The sequence below is a fragment of the Janthinobacterium sp. 13 genome, assembly GCF_002749695.1.
Classification (GTDB): Bacteria; Pseudomonadota; Gammaproteobacteria; order Burkholderiales; family Burkholderiaceae_D; genus Janthinobacterium; species Janthinobacterium kumbetense.
In genome coordinates this window covers 2924872-2942895 of record NZ_PEEQ01000001.1, presented here as the reverse complement: position 1 = coordinate 2942895, position 18024 = coordinate 2924872, and the positions used below count along the sequence as shown (strand labels likewise).

Here is an 18024-nt window from a genome sequence, read left to right as displayed (position 1 = left end):
GGAAAGTTATGCGCTTCAGGGATATCCGCATCGGCGTGCGCATCAATGCCGGTTATGCCATTTTGATCGTGCTGATGCTGGTCGTCATCGTCTTGGCGGGGAGCCGCATCTATGCCATCCGCGCCGAGACCGACGATATCCTGCAGCGCGACTGGGTCGCCGCCAAGGCCACCAGCAAGATCCATGGACTGGCGCGCGAGGCGGCCACGCGCATCGGAAACCTGCCGAGCCAGCACGAGCCGGCGCTGCGCCAGGCGAACCAGGCGCGCCTGGAGGCGATCAAGCAGGGCATCGATGAGCAGGTGCGCATCCTCGATGGTCTCGATGCGCGGCCCGAGGAACGGCGCCTGCTGGAACAGATGCACCTGGCACGCGCCGACTACTATGTGTCGCTCAAGACGATGTTCGAACTGGTCGAGCGCGGCGAGGATGCCCGCGCCGAGCAGGCCATGCAGACGCAGACTTTGCCGGTGCTGGAAAAAGTGCTGCTGTACGTGAGCCAGCTCGATGACTTGCAGCAGCAACTGATCCGCGACAGCGCGGCCCGGATACGCAACGACATCGATACCTCGCTGCTGCTGATGGGCGGCATCGGCCTGGCAGCCCTGCTGACCGGTCTCGCCTTTGCCTGGTCGGCGCGCTCGATCACGCGTCCGCTGGGCGAGGCGGTGGCGATCGCCACGCGCGTGGCCAATGGCGACCTCAGTTCCGTCATCGAAGTAACGTCGCGCGACGAGACGGGCGAATTGCTGCAGGCGCTCAAGGACATGAGCACCAGCCTGGCCGTCGAGCAGGACCTGCGCCACGCCGTCGAAGTGGCCGAGGATGCGACCAAGATGAAGTCGGACTTCCTGGCGAATATGTCGCACGAGATCCGCACGCCGATGAACGGCATCATCGGCATGACCCACCTGGCACTGCAGACGGACCTCACGTCGACCCAGCGCAACTATCTGGAGAAGGTGGAATCGGCTTCGAAGAACCTGCTGGCCATCATCGACGACATCCTCGATTTCTCGAAGATCGAGGCGGGCAAGATGGCCTTTGAAAAAGTCGATTTCTTCCTCGAGGACGTGCTGGCGCAGATCGCCGACCTGTCCGTGATGCGCGCCCAGGACAAGGGGCTCGAACTGCTGTTCGACATCGCCCCCGATGTGCCGAACGCCTTGCAGGGCGACCCGCTGCGCCTGGGCCAGGTGCTGATCAACCTGACCAACAACGCGATCAAGTTTACGGACAAGGGCGAGATCGTCGTCAGCATCCGCCTGCAGCAGCTGGAAGAACATGCGGCTGTCTTGCGCGTCGATGTGCGCGACACGGGCATCGGCCTCACGCCGCCCCAGCGCAGCAAATTGTTCCAGGCCTTTACCCAGGCCGACACCTCCACCACGCGCCACCATGGCGGCACGGGCCTGGGGCTGACCATCAGCAAGCGCCTGGTGGAAATGATGGAAGGCGAGATCGACCTGGTCAGCGAAGCGGGCGTGGGCAGCACCTTCTTCTTCACGGCCCGCTTCGGCCTGGCCGCCGTGCCGCGCGACAGCCTGTCGCAACTGCAGCATCAGCAGCAATTCCAGGGCCTGCGCGTGCTGGTGGTCGACGACAACCCCAGCGCGCGTGAAATCTTCGTCAGCATGCTGACGGCGCTCGGCTTCGAAGCGCGTGCCGTGTCTGGCGGCGTGCTGGCCATCGGCGCCGTGGCGCAGGCGCGCGCCGAGGGGCGAGGGTACGGACTGGTGCTGATGGACTGGAAAATGCCGGGCATGAACGGCCTCGATACCCTGGCCGGCATCCGCGCCGATGCCGCCGGCATCGATGCGACGCCGGCCTGCATCATGGTCACGGCCTTCCACCGCGAAGCGCTGCTGGAGGCGGCGCGCCAGCGGGACTTGCCGTTCGACGGCGTATTGAACAAGCCGGTCAGCGCCTCGACCCTGCTCGACCAGATATCGTTCGTGTTTGGCGGCGTGACGGGGCAGAGCCGCAAGACGCAGCGCCAGAGCAGCTACCGCGACGACGAGCGCGCCTTGCGCGGCGCGTGGCTGCTGCTGGTGGAGGATAATGAAGTCAACCAGGAAGTGGCGCAGCATATTCTCAACGACGCCGGCATCCGCGTCGACATCGCGGGCAATGGCGCCATCGCGCTGGCGAAGATCGAGGAAAACGCCTATGACGGCGTGCTGATGGATTGCCAGATGCCGGTGATGGATGGCTACCAGGCGACGCGCAAGCTGCGCCAGGACCCCCGTTATTCGAATTTGCCCGTGATCGCCATGACGGCCAATGCCATGGTGGGCGACAAGGAAAAATGCCTGGATGCCGGCATGAACGATTTCATCGCCAAGCCGATCGACGTGGCGCAGTTGTTCGGTACCCTGGCACGCTGGATCGCTCCAGCCACGCCGCAGGCAATGACGGCGGTGGTGGCGCAGCCGGAAGCGGAGTTGCCCGTGATCGCCGGTCTGAAAATGGCGGAAGCCATGCGTCGCGTGGGCGGCAATGCCGTTTTGATGCGAAAATTGCTGGACCGTTTTGTGGAAACCCAGTTCGACGCCATGCAGCGCATCGTTGCCGCCATCGAGAACAACCAGCTCGAGACGGCGATCCGCGAAGCGCATACCCTGAAGGGCCTGGCCGGCAATATCGGCGCCGGCGGCCTGGCCGACAGCGCCGCGCGGGTCGAGCACTTGCTCAGCCTGGGTTCGCACGACGGCTTGCCGCAGGCGCTGGCCGCCTGCACCCTGGCGCTCGACGAGTTGGTGCCGAAGATCGTGCTGGCCATGCAGTCGCGCGGCCATGTGGCCGAGGCGGGCGGCGCGGCGGTGGCGCCAGTGGCGGCGGTGGACCGGGCGCACCTGGAAGCGGGCTTGCGCGAATTGTCGCAGCTGCTGCTGCAGGACGATGCGCAGGCCGTCAAGCACCTGGACGGCATCGGCCCCGTGCTGGTCGCGGCCGGGCAGGCGGAACACGCGCGCCAGTTGAAGCGCATGCTGGGACAATACGATTTCGAAGGTGCGCTGGCGCAGCTGGGCGAGGTGGCCGATGCGCTGGAGCTGACACTGTGACAAGGATAACTATGCAGAGCGAAGGACGGGCATGAGAGCGCCAGCAAGCAAGCCAACCATTCTGGTGGTCGACGACACACCAGACAATATCGACCTGCTGCGCGCGGTGCTGGAAGACGATTACCGCACCAAGATCGCCGTCAATGGCGAACGCGCCCTGAAGATCGCCGCCGGCAGCGACCAGCCCGACCTGATCCTGCTCGACATCATGATGCCGGGCATGAGCGGCTACGATGTGTGCCGCGCGCTGAAGGCCGATCCCGCCACGGCCGGCATCCCCGTGATTTTTGTCACCGCCATGAGCGAAGTGGCCGACGAGCAGCTGGGCCTGGCCCTGGGCGCCGTCGACTACATCACCAAGCCGATTTCGGCGCCCATCGTGCTGGCGCGCATCAGGACGCAGCTGGCGATGACGCAGATGCAGGATTTCTTGCGCGACCAGAACCAGTACCTGGAAACGGAGGTGGAGCGCCGCGTGCAGGAGGTGGCGGCGCTGCAGGACGTCACCATCCACGCCATGGCCTCGCTGGCCGAGACGCGCGACAGCGAGACGGGCAACCATATCCGCCGCACCTCGCACTACCTGAAAGCGCTGGCCGAGAAAGTGCGCGGCCTGCCGCGTTTCCGCGATTTTTTGACGGACAAGAATATCGAACTGCTGTTCAAGACGGCGCCGCTGCACGATATCGGCAAGGTGGGCATTCCCGACCATATCCTGCTCAAGCCGGGACGTTTCGAGCCGCACGAAATGGCCATCATGAAGACGCATACCACGCTCGGGCGCGACGCCATCCTGGCGGCCGAGCACGAGCTGGGCATCGAGGTCGATTTCCTCAAGTACGCGAAGGAGATCGCCTACAGCCATCATGAAAAATGGGATGGCAGCGGCTACCCGCAAGGCCTGGCTGGCGAAGCCATCCCGATTTCAGCGCGCCTGATGGCGCTGGCCGACGTGTATGACGCCCTGATCAGCCGGCGCATCTACAAGCAGGGCATGGACCATGCGCAGGCCGTGCAGATCATCGTCGAGGGGCGCGGCTCGCATTTCGACGCCGAGATCGTCGATGCCTTCCTGCAGATCCAGGACCAGTTCATCGCCATCTCCAACCGCTATGCCGACGGCGTGTGCGAGATCGCCGACAAGCAGCGGCAGATCGCGCCCTTCGCCGAGAACATCAACTGACGGTCTTGAAGAAGCGCAGCATCTCGCGGCTGGCGTCCGGCCCTTTGCCGTCCGTGTAACTGCCGTTATCGCTGCCGCCGGACCAGGCATGGCCGGCGCCGTGGATGACCCAGTGTTCGCCCAGCGGCGAGCCATCGGCCTGGCTGTGCGTGGTGCGCGTGTAGCGGTGGCCATTCGGCACGCTGCCGTCGATGGATGCGGCCTTGGCCGCCTTGCCGCCCGCCTGGCTGCGTACGCCCTGGGCGATCAGTTCATCGCCATTGCGCGGGTTGACGGTGGTGTCGCGGTCGCCGTGGAAAACGATGATGGGCACGCCGCCCGCCGGCGCCTTGCGCTGGGCATTGGGCATGGCGCCGCCCTTCATGGCTGCCAGTGCCGACGGCAAGTCCTGCGCCGAGGCGAACGGCAGGCCCGAATGCACGCCGACGGCGGCAAACAGGTCCGGATACAGGGTGCCGACGATGACGGCCATGGCGCCGCCCGCCGACAGGCCGGCGACGAACACTTCGCGTTCATTCACCGGGTAGTCGTCGATGACTTGCCGGGCGATGCCGGCGATCAGCGACGGTTCGCCCTGGTCGCGCTGCTGGTCGATGGCATTGAACCAGTTCCAGCAGCGCGAACTGTTGGCGCCCTGCGTCTGCGCCGGGTAGACGACAAAGCATTCCTTTTCTTCTGCCAGCGCATTCATCTGCGTGCCGGCGGCGAAATCGTCGGGATTTTGCGTACAGCCGTGCAGCATGACGATCAGCGGCATGGCCTGGCCGTGGTAGCTGCTGGGGATATACAGCTTGTAGGAGCGCGTGCCCGCATGGTTGCGGTACACGCCGTCGATGAACTGCGCGCCAGCGGGCACCTCCGCCGGCGTGGTGGCCGGCGCGTTGAAGCCGGGCGGGTGGAAATTCGGCAGCTCGAAGCTGGGCATGTCGAAGCTGTGCTGGCCCAGGCCGGCCGGCACGCCCAGGCGCGCCATGAAATCCTGCGCGAAGTCCTGCGCCGCTTGCGCGGGCGTGGGGGGCGCGGCGTCAGCTTGCGGTTGCGCTGCCGCAGATGGTGGCGCAGGTGGCTGATTGATATCGCGCATCGGCTGCTGTTGTGTGGACGCCGCCTGCGGCGCCAGGCCGGCGGCGGACAGCGCCTGCTGGATCGCTTCGGTGGCGGCGGCGGGACCGCTGCCCAACAGATTGCGGGTCGCGGCGCGCATCTGCGCCAACATGTTGAGAGGTAGTTTCATGACCATCCTTAACGGTGCCGCGCATCGGCCGGGTCATCGCCGCGAACCAATACGCTAGTGAATTCGCCCTGCGAGCGCCGCCTTGACGACGGTGCTGGCGTGCAGGGCACCTAATACGAAGATCGACTCGATGGTGGCCAGTGCCAGTTCCACGGAGACGTCGCTGGCGATGCTGGCTAGTCCCAGCACCTGTATCTGCAGACGCTGGCCGGCTGCCTGGATCGCTTCCAGGTCGGCGCGCGAATAATGCTGCATGCCTAATACCAGGCTTTTGCGGGCGACGGTCTGTTTCACCACGTCGGCGTGCGTATTGAGTTGATTGCGTATGGCCGTACGGATCAGATCCGTGCGGTTGGAATAAAATCCCTCCTGGACCAGCAAATCGATCTGCCCCAGGTCGATCAAGCCGAGGTTGATCGTGATTTTCTCGGATTCCCCAATTTTGGGCTTGCTGTCTTGCTTGGCCATATCTCTCCAAAAACTCCACGTGGCATCCAATTGCCATCTGTATGGATGGTAGTATAGTTCTGAAATATCTCAAGTCAAGCAGGATCTGGCCTGATCACGTTGTAGGACGGGTTCCCGCAGAGTGAGACGGGCCGCAAAATAAATTTTCAAAAGATATATTTTTGGTTACTTTTTAGTAGGAAAATATGTTGAAAGTGTTATTGCAGGGCGATGCCGCCGACTCGCCGGCGCGGTTTCGCGGCATAATGAAAGCCTTCACGTTTACCGATGCCGCTCCATGATGGTCGCTACCCCACCTCCGCCAGCCGTTCCGCTCCCCTTGCCGTCACCGGTACCGTCGCCCTGCGTCAGCCTGTGCAAGATGAACCGCGGCAGCGGCTTGTGCGAAGGCTGCCTGCGCACGCTCGACGAGATCATCGCCTGGAGCAAGGCCGACGACGACTTCAAGCGCGCCGTGTGGGCCGAATTGCCGGGCCGTGTATCCCTGCTCGACTTCGAGTCCGATTACTGAGGAAGCCCATGCCGCGATCGCCAGCGCTGTTCCCCGATTCCATTCAGGTGTTCGAACGCGGCTGGCTGTCGTCGAATAACATCCTGTTCCAGGGCAGGGACGACACGGCCCTGATCGACAGCGGCTATGTCACGCATGCGCCGCAAACCCTGGCCCTGTTGCGCCACAGCCTGGCGGGCCGGCCGCTGAACCGCTTGTTCAATACGCATCTGCACTCCGACCATTGCGGCGGCAACGCGCTGCTGCAAGCCGAATACGGCTGCCATACGGCCATTCCCGTATCGGAAGCGGACAAGGTGCGCGCCTGGGATATCGATGCCCTCAGCTTCCAGGCCACGGGCCAGCAATGCCCGCGCTTCGGCTTTGACGCCACCGTCTCGCCCGGCGACACGTTGACCTTGGCCGACATGGCCTGGCAGGCGCTGGGCGCACCGGGCCACGACCCGCACTCGCTGATTTTTTACTGCGGCCAGGAGGGCATCCTGATTTCCGCCGACGCTCTGTGGGAAAACGGCTTCGGCGTGATCTTTCCGGAACTCGATGGCGGCTCCGGCTTTCTGGAAGCGCGCGCCACCCTGGACCTGATCGCCAGCCTGGACGTGCGCGTGGTGATCCCCGGCCACGGGCGGCCATTCACGGATGCCGCCGGTGCCCTGCAGCGCGCGTATTCGCGCCTCGATTACCTGGCGTCCGACCCCGTGCGCAATGCGCAGAACGCCGTGAAGGTGCTGCTGAAATTCCTGCTGCTGGAACGCCAGCGCATCGCCCTCGCCGACATACCGGCCCTGTTGCGCGGCATGCCCATCTTCGAGGAAGCCAACCGGCGCTTTCTGCGCCAGGAGGCGGCCGCGCTGGCCGAGTGGGCCGTGTCCCAGCTGGTTAGGGCTGTAGCGGCGCGCGTCGAGGGTGAGTACTTGCTCAACGAGGGTTGAAGCGTCGGTGCGATAAATTCAGCACGATCGTACTTTTTCTGCACTATAATCAACGTTCAGTGTTTTTTACGTCCGATCAACTTTCCAGCGAGTCCGCCATGGCATTGCCTGTTGCGTTGCAAAACCTCTCCTTACCCGTTATCGCCTCGCCGATGTTCATCGCCAGCGGCCCGGCCCTCGTCGCGGCGCAGTGCAAGGCCGGCATCGTCGGTTCCTTCCCGGCCCTGAATGCGCGTCCCGCCGAATTGCTCGACACGTGGCTGACGGACTTGCAGGCCGAACTGGCCGCCTTCCAGGCCGCCAACCCGGACAAGAAAGTCGGGCCGATCGCTGTCAACCAGATCGTGCACCAGTCGAACGACCGCCTCGCGCACGACGTGGAAGTGTGCGTGAAACACCAGATCCCCATCATCATTTCCTCGCTGCGTGCGCCGCCCAAGGAAATGCTCGACGCCATCCACAGCTATGGCGGCATCGTGCTGCATGACGTGATTTCGATCCGTCACGCGAAAAAGGCGCTGGAGGCGGGTGTCGATGGCTTGATTCTGGTCGCCAGCGGCGCCGGCGGCCACGCGGGCACCCTGTCGCCGTTCGCGCTGGTGGGCGAAGTGCGCAAATTCTTCGACGGTCCGCTGGCGCTGTCCGGTTCCATCGCCACGGGTGACGCCGTGCTGGCCGCGCAAGCGATGGGCGCCGATTTCGCCTACATCGGCTCGCGCTGGCTGGCGACCAAGGAATCGAACGTCAGCGATGGCTACCGCGACGCCATCGTCGATTCCAGCGCGGCGGACATCGTCTACACGAACCTGTTTACTGGCGTGCACGGCAATTACCTGAAAAAATCGATCGAAGCGGCCGGACTCGATCCGGAAGCCTTGCCCGAAGCGGACAAGAGCGCGATGAATTTCGGCTCGGGCAGCGCCAAGGCCTGGCGCGACATCTGGGGCGCGGGTCAGGGCGTGGGCTTGATGGATGACGTGCCGAGCGTGGAAGAGATGGTGGCGCGCCTGAAAGCCGAATACGATGCGGCGCGCGCGCGGTTGAAGCTGTAACTCTGCTGCTGCCGGATGACGCGGCATGCCGCGTCATCCAAGCCATCCTTATTCCTGCTTCAAATCCTCAGGCTTGATGGCCCACAAGCCCGGCAGGTTGCGCCAGTAGCCATACGCATCCATGCCGAAGCCGACGACGAAGCGGTTCGGGATCACCAGGCCGACGATGTCGGCTTGCACGGGTTTTTTCTTGCCGATGGCCTTGTCGGCAAACACGGCCAGGATCACTTCCGAGGCGCCCATGTCCAGCAGGCGCTGCTTGACGTGTGCCAGGGTTTCGCCTTCGTCGAGAATATCGTCGAGCACGATGACGGTGCGGCCCGCTACATTCGAGCGGGGGATGACTTTCCACACCACTTCGCCGCCCTTGTCGTCGTCGCCGTAGCGGCTCACGTGGATGTAGTCGAATTCGAGCGGAAAGCTCAGTTGCGGCAGCAGGTTGCCCGTAAAGACGACGGCGCCGCCCATCACGCCCAGCACCAGCGGGAACTCTTTCGAATCCTCGGCGTTGAAGCGCGTGTTGAGCACATCGGCCATGCGCGTGATCGAAGCCTGCACGGCGTCTTGGTCGAACAGCAGTTCCGCGTTCTTGATCAGGTCACGGGCACGGTTGTGATGAAATTCTTGCATGGACTCTTGCATGGCGATGAATGGGGCTGATGGTCAATGCCGGTATTATCCCGCAAATCGGCCTTATTTGTAATCGCGCATGTCGTCGATGATTTTCCCATCTTGCGCCAGGCTGCCCACGGCCACGAGCACTACGTCGCCGCGCAGCTTGGTCAGTTCGCGGATCGAGCCGATGATGGCTTCGGTGCCGCTGGTGTCGAGCGGATCGTCGACTTCGCAATGCAAAGTCATCTCGTCGTTGGCCATGCGTCCCGATACCACCAGCCGCGCTTTTTTGATGTGCGGATGGCGGCGCGCGATCTCGTGCACCTGCGACGGATGCACGAACATGGCGCGCACCTTGGTGGTTTGATCCGCGCGCCCCATCCAGCCCTTGATGCGCGTATTCGTGCGGCCGCACGGCGACTCCGGCGCGTTCGTCAGCACGGCGGACAAGTCTCCCGTGGCGAAGCGGATCAGCGGGTAGTCGGCATTGAAGACGGTGACGACCACTTCGCCTACTTCGCCCGGCGCGACGGGAATGCCGCTGCCCGGATGGACGATTTCCAGCAGCACGTTTTCGTCAACGACCATGCCGGGATTGAGCTTGCCATTGCTGGCCGTTTCATAGGCGATGCTGCCGATGTCGGCCGAGGCATAGGTCTGGAACACGTGCGGCACGCCGTTCTCCGCAAACCAGCTGCGCAGGGACTCGGGCAAGGCTTCCGCACCCATCACGGCCTTGGTGACGCTGCTGATGTCGGCGCCCATTTCGCGCGCTTTCTCGATGATCAGTTTCAGGAATGACGGCGTGCCGATATACGTGTCCGGCTTCAGGTCGACCATTGCCTGCACCTGCATTTCCGTCTGGCCGATGCCGGCCGGGATGACGGTGCAGCCGATGCGCGCGGCGCCGCCTTCGACCATGAAGGCGGCCGGCGTGAAGTGATACGAAAAGCAGTTCTGCAGCAAGCCGCCGGCGCGCACGCCGGCTGCGTACATGGGGCGCGCGAAGCGCCACCAGTCGGGGCCGCGGCCTTCGGGATCGAAGATGGGGCCGGGCGAGACGAACACGCGCGACAGGGCGTTTTTCGGCGTCGTGTTCAAGCCGCCGAACGGCAGTTGCGCGTGCTGCAATTGCTTGAGGTCGGACTTGCGCGTCACGGGCAGCTGCGCCAGCGCGGCGCGGCTGGTGATGTCGGCTGCGTTGACGCCATCGAGGATGCGGGCCCAGCCCGGCGCCTGTTGCGCGCGCGCGATCAGCTGCGGCAGGCCGGCCATCAATTCGCGTTCGCGCGCCTCGGGGGCGCGTGCTTCCAGACTGTCGAGCGTATCGGTCATGTTGCGGATTCTCCAATGTCACGTTGCATTTTTTTCGTCAGCCCCGCAACAATCAGGCTGTATGAGCGCTGCAGCAGGGCGGCCATTTCGTCGTCGTCGAGGGCGTCGGGGCTGGCGACCAGCACCCACTTGGCCCGCGCCAGATAGGGCGCCGGGCGAAAGCCGGGACGGTCCGTCAATTCCAGGAAGCGCTCCGCATCGACCTTGAAGCTCATGCCGCGCGTGCTGTGCGCTTCCGCGCCGCACAGGGCGAACATCTTGCCGCCAACGCAAAACGCCAGTACGTTGCTCCACTTGATGTCTTGCGTCGCGCCGGGAAAGCCGCGGCACACTTGCTTCGCCCGTTCCAGGTCCATGACGGCGACTCCCGATGTCAGGCCAGCCAGCGCTTGCGGCGGCGGTAGAACTTCATGTCGCGGAAGCTCTTGCGCCCGGCGCTGGACACGCCCAGATAAAACTCTTTGACGTCTTCGTTGCTGGCCAGTTCCTGGGCTTGTCCTTCCATCACGACCCGTCCGTTTTCCAGGATGTAGCCGAAGTCGGCATAGCGCAGCGCCACATTGGTGTTCTGCTCGGCCAGCAGGAAAGACACGTTTTCCTTGTGGTTCAGGTCCTTGACGATGCCGAAGATCTCTTCGACGATCTGCGGCGCGATGCCCATCGACGGCTCATCCAGCAAAATCATCGACGGCTTGGCCATCAGCGCGCGGCCGATGGCGCACATCTGCTGTTCGCCGCCCGAGGTGTAACCGGCCTGGCTGCTGCGCCGCGTTTTCAGGCGCGGAAAGTAGTGATACACCTTGTCCAGCGCGTCTTTCAGCTCGCCGCGCGACAGGCTGCGCGTGTAGGCGCCCGTCAGCAGGTTTTCCTCGATGGTGAGGTGGCCGAAACAGTGGCGTCCCTCCATCACTTGCGACAGGCCCCGCTTCACCAGTTCATTCGGCGTCAGCTGGTCCACGCGCTCGCCCTTGAACTGGACTTCGCCCTTGGTGACGTCGCCCCGTTCGCCGCGCAGCAGGGTCGAGATGGTTTTCAGGGTGGTCGACTTGCCAGCGCCGTTGGCGCCCAGCAGCGCCACGATCTTGCCTTGCGGCACTTGCAGCGACACGCCCTTCAGGACCAGGATCACATGGTCGTAGATGACTTCGATATTGTTCACCGACAGGTAGGGCGGCGGCGTTTCCGCCTGGATCGGGGCTTGCGTGGCAGTGTGGGTCATGGCTGCTTCTTTAAAATGTTCAACACGGGACCGGCGTTGGCCGGTCCGGTTCCTCTCGCCTACGGCATTACTTCATGCACGCCGGCGTGATCTTTTTCTCTTCCGCGTACTTGTTCGAGGATTCCTCGACCAGCTTGCGCACCAGGGCCTTGTCGCCGACGATCCACTTCGGCGTGATGGCGGTCCACTTCTTGCCATCCCACTGCTGCACCTTCACGGCGCCCGAGCCTTCATGGTCGTCGCAGCTGGTCTTCACGGTGGGGAACATGCCCAGCGCGCCCACTGCTTTTTGGCGCGCATCGTCGACGTTCAGGTTTTCCAGGCCCCAGCGCATCTGTTCGCCCGTGATCGGTTTGCCCTTGCCGAATTTTTCCTGCGCCGTGCGGATCGCTTCCACCCACAGGATGCCGGCCGTCACGCCGCGCATGTGGTAGACGGAGCCGATGCGCGACTGGTCGGACAGGTTGCCCTTGCCGGACGCGTAGAGTTTCTTGCGGATGTCGTCGAGCACGGGGTAGTTGCCTGGCGTATTGAACGTCATCGCCGTGTAGCCCTTGGCTGCGTCGCCCGATGGAATCGTGTCTTCCTCGGAGCCGGCCCACCAGACGCCCAGCATTTTGTCGCGCGGGAAGCCATTGCGCTGCGCCGTCTTGATGGCGACGGAATTCATGACGCCCCAGCCCCACAGGATCACGTGGTCCGGCTTGGCCTGGCGGATTTGCAGCCATTGCGATTGCTGTTCGCTGCCTGGCGGCGCGACGGGAATTTTCACCAGTTCGAAGCCGTATTGTTTCGACAGCGCTTCGAGCACGGGCAGCGGCTCCTTGCCGAAGGCCGAATCGTGGTACAGGTGGACGATTTTTTTACCCTTCAGCTTGTCCATGCCGCCATCCTTGTCGCCCAGGTACTTGATCATGGCGGCAGCCTGGCTCCAGTAGCTGGAGATCAGCGGATATACGTACGGGAAGACCTTGCCGTTGGCGGCGTCCGAGCGGCCGTAGCCGATCATCGTCATGGGGATCTTGTCTTGTGCCACGCGGTCCAGGATGCCGTAGGCGACGCCCGTGGACAGGGTTTCCACCAGGGTGGCGCCGCCCTGCTTGGTTTTCAGGCGTTCATAGCATTCCACGCCGCGCGAGGGGTTGTATTCGGTTTCGCATTCTTCCCAGCTGATCTTGACGCCATTGACGCCGCCGGCCTGGTTGACCAGGTTGAAGTAGTCGATGATGCCGCCGTAGAAACCGGAGCCGCCGGCCGCGTAGGGACCCACGCGGTAGGATGGCAGAGCGATGTACTGCTCCTTGTCCTGCGCCTGCGCGCTGCCGGCCATGGTGAGTGCGGCACTGGCGATGGCGGCGGCCAGCATGAGCGATTTGATGTGTTTCATTGTGTGTCTCCTCTTGTTTTATTTGGTATTCAAGTGAACCGACATCGACTGCAAAAACTTAATGGGGGAAGGGCCAGAGTCTCAACTTTTCCTTCGCGATCTGCCACAGCCTGGCCAGGCCGTGCGGCTCGACGATCAGGAAGAAGATGATCAGCGTGCCGAACACCATCAGTTCCAGGTTCGAGGCCACGCTGGTCGGCAATGCCAGGCCATGCGCGATGGTGTTCAGGAAGACGGGCAGCAGCACGATGAAGGCCGCGCCGAGGAAGGAACCGAGGATCGAACCGACGCCGCCGATGATGATCATGAACAGGATGCGGAAGGACAGGTCCAGGTTGTACGCTTCCGGCTCCACCGTGCCCAGGTAGGCGTATGCATACAGCGCGCCGGCCACGCCGCAGTAGAACGAGCTGACGGCAAACGCCAGCAGCTTGGTGCGCATCAATCTGAAACCGATCACCTCGGCCGCCATGTCCATGTCGCGCACGGCCATCCACGAGCGGCCCACGTTCGAGCGGATCATGTTCTTGGCCAGTAGCGCCATGCCGGCCACGATGGCCAGCACCAGCAGGTATTTGCTTTGCGGCGTATCGAACTGGTAGCCGAGGATGGTCATCTTCTGCACCGTGATGACGCCCGAGGAGCTGTAGTTGGTGAGATACGGGATCTTGGTCAGGCACCAGACGACAAAAAACTGCGTCGCCAGGGTGGAGGCGGCCAGGTAAAAGCCGCGGATGCGCAGTGACGGCAGACCGAAGGCGATGCCCACCATGGCCGCACACAGGCCGCCGAGGATGAACGACACCAGCAGCGGCAAGCCGGGCAGGCGGGCCATGAAGTTATACGAGGCGAACGCGCCCACGGCCATGAAGGCGGCCGTACCCAGCGACAGCTGGCCCGCGTAACCGGTCAGGATGTTCAGGCCCAGTGCCGCCAGGGCGAAGATCAGGAAGGGGATCAGGATCGCCGACAGCATGTAGGGCGAGGCGAAATACGGCAAGAGGAAGACGGCGACGAGGAGCGTGGCCGTCAGTGCCAGGCGGTCTTGCCTGATCGGGAAAATCTGGTTGTCAGCCTGGTAGCTGGTCTTGAACTGTCCTGCTTCACGGTAAATCATGGCGTGTCCTTTGTGATGGGTGCGTCGTGTGCATCATGCGGCGGCGGTGCGGCGTCAGATACGCCGGATGATCTTCTCGCCGAACAGGCCTTCCGGACGCACCAGCAGGAACAGCAGGGCCAGCACATACGGGAACCAGCCTTCGATGCCGCCGCCCACCATGGGGCCCAGATAGACTTCGGCCAGCTTTTCCGACGCGCCGATGATCAGGCCACCGACGATGGCGCCCGGCACCGAGGTAAAGCCGCCGAGGATCAGCACGGGCAGCGCTTTCAAGGCGATGAAGGTGAGGGCGAATTGCACGCCGTTGCGCGCACCCCACAGCAAGCCGGCCACCATGGCCACCAGGCCCGCCACGCCCCACACCACGGCCCAGATGCGCTGCAGCGGGATGCCGACCGCCAGTGCCGCCTGGTGGTCGTCGGCGACGGCGCGCAGGGCGCGGCCCACCTTGGTTTTCGAGAACAGCAAGGCCAGGCAGATCACCAGCAGCGCGCAGATGCCGGCCGCCATCAGGTCGAACTGCGAGATGTTGATGTCGAAGCGGTCCATCAGGAATTGCATCGGCACGTCTTCGATGGGCAGGTCCAGCTTGTGCACTTGCGAGCCCCACATCAGCTGCGCCAGGCCTTCGATGAAAAAGGTCAGGCCGATGGTGGCCATGAACAGCGTGATTTCGGGCTGGTTGACGAGGGGCCGCAAGACCACCCGTTCGATCGCCATGCCCAGCACGATCATGGTGAGCATCGTCAGCGGGATGGCCAGCCACAGTGACAGGCCGAACTTGTCCATGATGCCCACGCAGGTGAGGGCGGCGAAAAACACCATTGCGCCCTGCGCAAAATTGAACACGCCCGATGCCTTGTAGATCAATACAAAACCGATCGCCACCAGCGCATACATGACGCCCGACAGCAGGCCGCCGATCAGCACTTCAAAGAAAAAATTGATATTCATTGTTATTCCTTGTCCGGCGCTAGTGCGCGACACCCAAATACGCGTTGATGACATCCTGGTTGCTGCGCACCTCGTCGGGCGTGCCGTCGCCGATTTTCTTGCCGTAGTCGAGCACCACCACTCGGTCGGAGATATCCATCACCACGCCCATGTCGTGCTCGATCAGCACGATGGTCGTGCCCAGCTGGTCGTTGACGTCGAGGATGAAGCGGCACATGTCCTGTTTTTCTTCCACGTTCATGCCGGCCATCGGTTCGTCCAGCAGCAGGATGTCCGGTTCGGCCACCAGCGCGCGGCCCAGTTCCACCCGTTTTTGCAGGCCGTAGGGCAGGCGCCCCACGGGCGTCTTGCGGATGGCCTGGATTTCCAGGAAGTCGATGATTTCCTCGGCCTTCTTGCGGTGCTCGATTTCCTCGCGCCGCGCCGGGCCCCAGTACAGGGCTTGCAAGAGAAAATTCGACTTCATCTTCAGGTTGCGCCCCGTCATGATGTTGTCCAGCACCGTCATGCCCTTGAACAGGGCGATGTTCTGGAAGGTGCGCGCGATGCCGGACTTGGCAGCCTGGTAGCAGTCCATGCCGCGCCGGTGTTCGCCCCGGTAGATGATTTCTCCCTGCTGCGGACGGTACACGCCATTGATCACGTTGAGCATCGAGCTTTTGCCCGCGCCGTTCGGGCCGATGATGGCGCGGATTTCATGCTGCTTGACGTCAAACGAGATGTCGGTCAGGGCTTTCACGCCGCCGAACGACAGCGAGATGTTCTTCAGGTCGAGGATCACGGGACCCGTCTTGCGGGCCGTGCCGAAATGGGCGTCGGGTTCGTTCATTTGCATCGTGCTGTGCTCCATCATGCGGCCAGGCCCTGGGGCCGGTACGTTTTGCTGTCCCAGATCTGCAGGTCGGCGCTGGTCGAGCCAAGGCGGCCATCCTCGAATTTCACCTGGGTCTCGATGTATTGCGTTGCCTTGCCCTCATACAGGGCGGAAATGAGCACCGCGTACTTTTCGGCGATGAATTTGCGGCGTACCTTGCGCGTGCGCGTCAGCTCGTCGTCGTCCGGATCGAGTTCCTTGTGCAGCACGAGGAAGCGGTGCACCTGCGTGCGGTCCATCAGCGGGTCGGCTGCCAGTTCCGCGTTGACTTGCTCGATGCAGTCGCGGATCAGGCCATAGGTTTCTGTGCGCGCCGCCAGGTCGGTGTAGCCGGAGTAGGCGATGCCGCGCCGTTCGGACCAGTTGCCCACCGCTTCGATGTCGATGTTGATGAAGGCGCAGACCTGGTCGCGCGCATGGCCGAAGGCCACCACTTCCTTGATGAAGGGGAAGAACTTGAGCTTGTTTTCGATGTAGTTGGGGGCGAACATGGCGCCGCAATTCATCTTGCCGACGTCGGCCGCGCGGTCGATGATTTTCAGGTGGCCTTCGCCGTCGAACACGCCCGCGTCGCCCGTATGGAAATAGCCGTCGTCGTCGATCACTTCGGCAGTGGCGTCGGGCCGCTTGAAGTAGCCGCTCATGGTGGCGGGCGACTTCACCAGCACTTCGCCATTGGCCGCCAGCTTGACTTCCACGCCCGGCGCCGGCAAGCCGACGCTGTCGAACTTGATATTACCGTCCGGTTGCAGGCATACATAGGCGCAGGTTTCGGTGGAACCGTACAATTGCTTGAGGTTGACGCCGATGGAGCGGTAGAAGCGGAACAGGTCGGGGCCGATGGCGGCACCGGCCGTGTAGGCGACGCGCACGCGCGACAGTCCCAGCACGTTTTTCAGCGGGCCGTAGACGAGCAGCTCGCCCAGCTTGTAGCTGAGGCGGTCCGCCAGCGAGACTGGCTTGCCATCCAAAATCTGCGCGCCGCAGCGCTTGGCCACGTCCATGAAATGGCTGAACATGTGGCGCTTGATGCTGCTGGCGTCTTCCATGCGTATCATCACGCTGGTGAGCATGTTCTCGAACACGCGCGGCGGCGCAAAGTAGCAGGTGGGGCCGATTTCGCGCATGTCGATCATCACCGTGTCGCCCGATTCGGGGCAGTTGACGGTGAAGCCGGCCACCATGGCTTGCGCCAGCGAGAACAGGCAGTCGCCGACCCACGCCATGGGCAGGTAGGACAGGATGTCTTCCTCGTCGGTGAGCTGGTCGAAGGCGACGCCGCCAACGCCTGCGGCCAGCAGCGCCGTGTGGCTCTGGCACACGCCCTTCGGCTTGCCCGTGGTGCCCGAGGTGTACAGGATCACGGCGGAGTCGCTACCCTGGCCCGCTGCCACGGCGGCGTCGAAAAAGCCCGGATGTTCGCGGTCGTACGCGCGGCCCAGCGTCTGCAGGGCGGCAAACGACATCAGTTCCGGCTGGCGGTAATGGCGCATGCCCCGTTCATCGTCATAGGCGATGTGGGCGACGTGCGGATACAGGGCCTTGAGTTCGAGCAGCTTGTCGACCTGCTCCTGGTCTTCGACGATGGCGTAGCGGATTTCCGCATCCTGCAGCACATAGGCCATGTCGGCGGCCGGCGCGTCCTGGTACAGTGGCACGGGCACGCCGCCCAGGCTTTGCGCAGCCAGCATGGCCCAGTACAGGCGGGGACGGTTGTCGCCGATGATGGCCAGGTTCATGCCGCGCTGGAAGCCGATGGCGGCCAGGCCGCAGGCCAGCGCGCGCACCTCGTCGTTGACCTCGCGCCAGGTCCAGGTTTGCCAGATGCCCAGGTGTTTTTCGCGAAAGGCGGGCTTGTCGGATCGTACTGTCCCGTGTTGCAATAAGCGCCGCGGAAAAGTCGGCATTGTTGCTGTGGTATTCGTTTGCACCAGTGTCTCCCTGTTGCTTGTCTCAGGCCCCACCTCGTTGGATGGCGCTCTGTGTTTTTTATGTGTAAGGCGTTTGTGCAATGATAGTAGCTTGCGTTAGTTTGCCAAGTTGTCTTTTCGGGGACATTTACCCACTTTTCGATG

General features: G+C 63.2%; 16 protein-coding genes. 5 read left to right on the top strand and 11 right to left on the bottom strand.

The window, feature by feature from the left end; all coding sequences use genetic code 11:
* The first annotated feature begins 8 nt into the window (after positions 1–8).
* Entirely contained in the window at positions 9–3065 is a 3057-nt protein-coding gene (locus CLU94_RS12995) for a response regulator (RefSeq protein ID WP_099665915.1), read from the top strand.
* Positions 3066–3096: 31 nt separating this feature from the next.
* Entirely contained in the window at positions 3097–4248 is a 1152-nt protein-coding gene (locus CLU94_RS12990; RefSeq protein ID WP_099665914.1) for a response regulator, read from the top strand.
* Here the strand turns inward: CLU94_RS12990 and CLU94_RS12985 are convergent.
* A complete protein-coding gene (locus CLU94_RS12985; RefSeq protein WP_257218790.1) occupies positions 4241–5482 on the bottom strand; it encodes an extracellular catalytic domain type 1 short-chain-length polyhydroxyalkanoate depolymerase in 1242 nt (413 codons plus the stop codon). The two genes, CLU94_RS12990 and CLU94_RS12985, sit on opposite strands and share 8 nt — an antisense overlap.
* 54 nt (positions 5483–5536) lie before the next feature.
* The gene (locus CLU94_RS12980) at positions 5537–5950 is read right to left on the bottom strand and encodes a CopG family transcriptional regulator (RefSeq protein WP_099665912.1); all 414 of its coding nucleotides are present in this window, start codon (positions 5948–5950) and stop codon (positions 5537–5539) included.
* Between the two features lie 277 nt (positions 5951–6227).
* On the opposite strand from CLU94_RS12980, the gene CLU94_RS12975 reads away from it, so the two are divergent.
* The 3 genes from CLU94_RS12975 (at position 6228) to CLU94_RS12965 (ending at position 8445) form a co-directional block, all read left to right on the top strand.
* A complete protein-coding gene (locus CLU94_RS12975) occupies positions 6228–6461 on the top strand; it encodes a DUF1289 domain-containing protein (RefSeq protein ID WP_257218789.1) in 234 nt (77 codons plus the stop codon).
* Between the two features lie 8 nt (positions 6462–6469).
* Positions 6470–7393, top strand: coding sequence for an MBL fold metallo-hydrolase (locus tag CLU94_RS12970; protein ID WP_099665910.1), 924 nt, complete (start codon positions 6470–6472; stop codon positions 7391–7393).
* A 98-nt stretch (positions 7394–7491) separates the two neighbouring features.
* Positions 7492–8445 carry an NAD(P)H-dependent flavin oxidoreductase gene (locus tag CLU94_RS12965; RefSeq protein ID WP_099665909.1) on the top strand — a complete coding sequence of 318 codons (954 nt, stop codon included), beginning with the start codon at positions 7492–7494 and terminating at the stop codon, positions 8443–8445.
* A gap of 48 nt (positions 8446–8493) precedes the next feature.
* On the opposite strand, the gene CLU94_RS12960 is transcribed toward CLU94_RS12965, so the two are convergent.
* The 9 genes from CLU94_RS12960 to CLU94_RS12920 form a co-directional block, all read right to left on the bottom strand.
* The gene (locus CLU94_RS12960) at positions 8494–9075 is read right to left on the bottom strand and encodes a hypoxanthine-guanine phosphoribosyltransferase (RefSeq protein ID WP_099377742.1); all 582 of its coding nucleotides are present in this window, start codon (positions 9073–9075) and stop codon (positions 8494–8496) included.
* Between the two features lie 63 nt (positions 9076–9138).
* Positions 9139–10395, bottom strand: a complete 1257-nt coding sequence (locus CLU94_RS12955) for a phenylacetate--CoA ligase family protein (RefSeq protein ID WP_099665908.1) — start codon at positions 10393–10395, stop codon at positions 9139–9141.
* Positions 10392–10751 (bottom strand): MmcQ/YjbR family DNA-binding protein, encoded by a 360-nt coding sequence (locus CLU94_RS12950; RefSeq protein WP_099665907.1) that lies wholly within the window; start codon positions 10749–10751, stop codon positions 10392–10394. Before CLU94_RS12950 ends, CLU94_RS12955 begins: the two co-directional genes overlap by 4 nt.
* A gap of 17 nt (positions 10752–10768) precedes the next feature.
* Complete coding sequence (locus tag CLU94_RS12945; protein ID WP_099665906.1) at positions 10769–11614, bottom strand: ABC transporter ATP-binding protein; 846 nt, start codon at positions 11612–11614, stop codon at positions 10769–10771.
* Positions 11615–11681: 67 nt separating this feature from the next.
* Positions 11682–13001: an ABC transporter substrate-binding protein gene (locus CLU94_RS12940; protein WP_099665905.1), complete on the bottom strand. Its 1320-nt coding sequence runs from the start codon at positions 12999–13001 to the stop codon at positions 11682–11684.
* Positions 13002–13059: 58 nt separating this feature from the next.
* Positions 13060–14118, bottom strand: a complete 1059-nt coding sequence (locus tag CLU94_RS12935) for a branched-chain amino acid ABC transporter permease (protein ID WP_099665904.1) — start codon at positions 14116–14118, stop codon at positions 13060–13062.
* Between the two features lie 54 nt (positions 14119–14172).
* Positions 14173–15069, bottom strand: coding sequence for a branched-chain amino acid ABC transporter permease (locus tag CLU94_RS12930; RefSeq protein ID WP_198521486.1), 897 nt, complete (start codon positions 15067–15069; stop codon positions 14173–14175).
* Between the two features lie 25 nt (positions 15070–15094).
* Positions 15095–15910, bottom strand: a complete 816-nt coding sequence (locus CLU94_RS12925) for an ABC transporter ATP-binding protein (protein ID WP_257218788.1) — start codon at positions 15908–15910, stop codon at positions 15095–15097.
* Positions 15911–15924: 14 nt separating this feature from the next.
* The gene (locus tag CLU94_RS12920; RefSeq protein WP_099665902.1) at positions 15925–17856 is read right to left on the bottom strand and encodes an AMP-binding protein; all 1932 of its coding nucleotides are present in this window, start codon (positions 17854–17856) and stop codon (positions 15925–15927) included.
* Positions 17857–18024 lie beyond the last annotated feature (168 nt).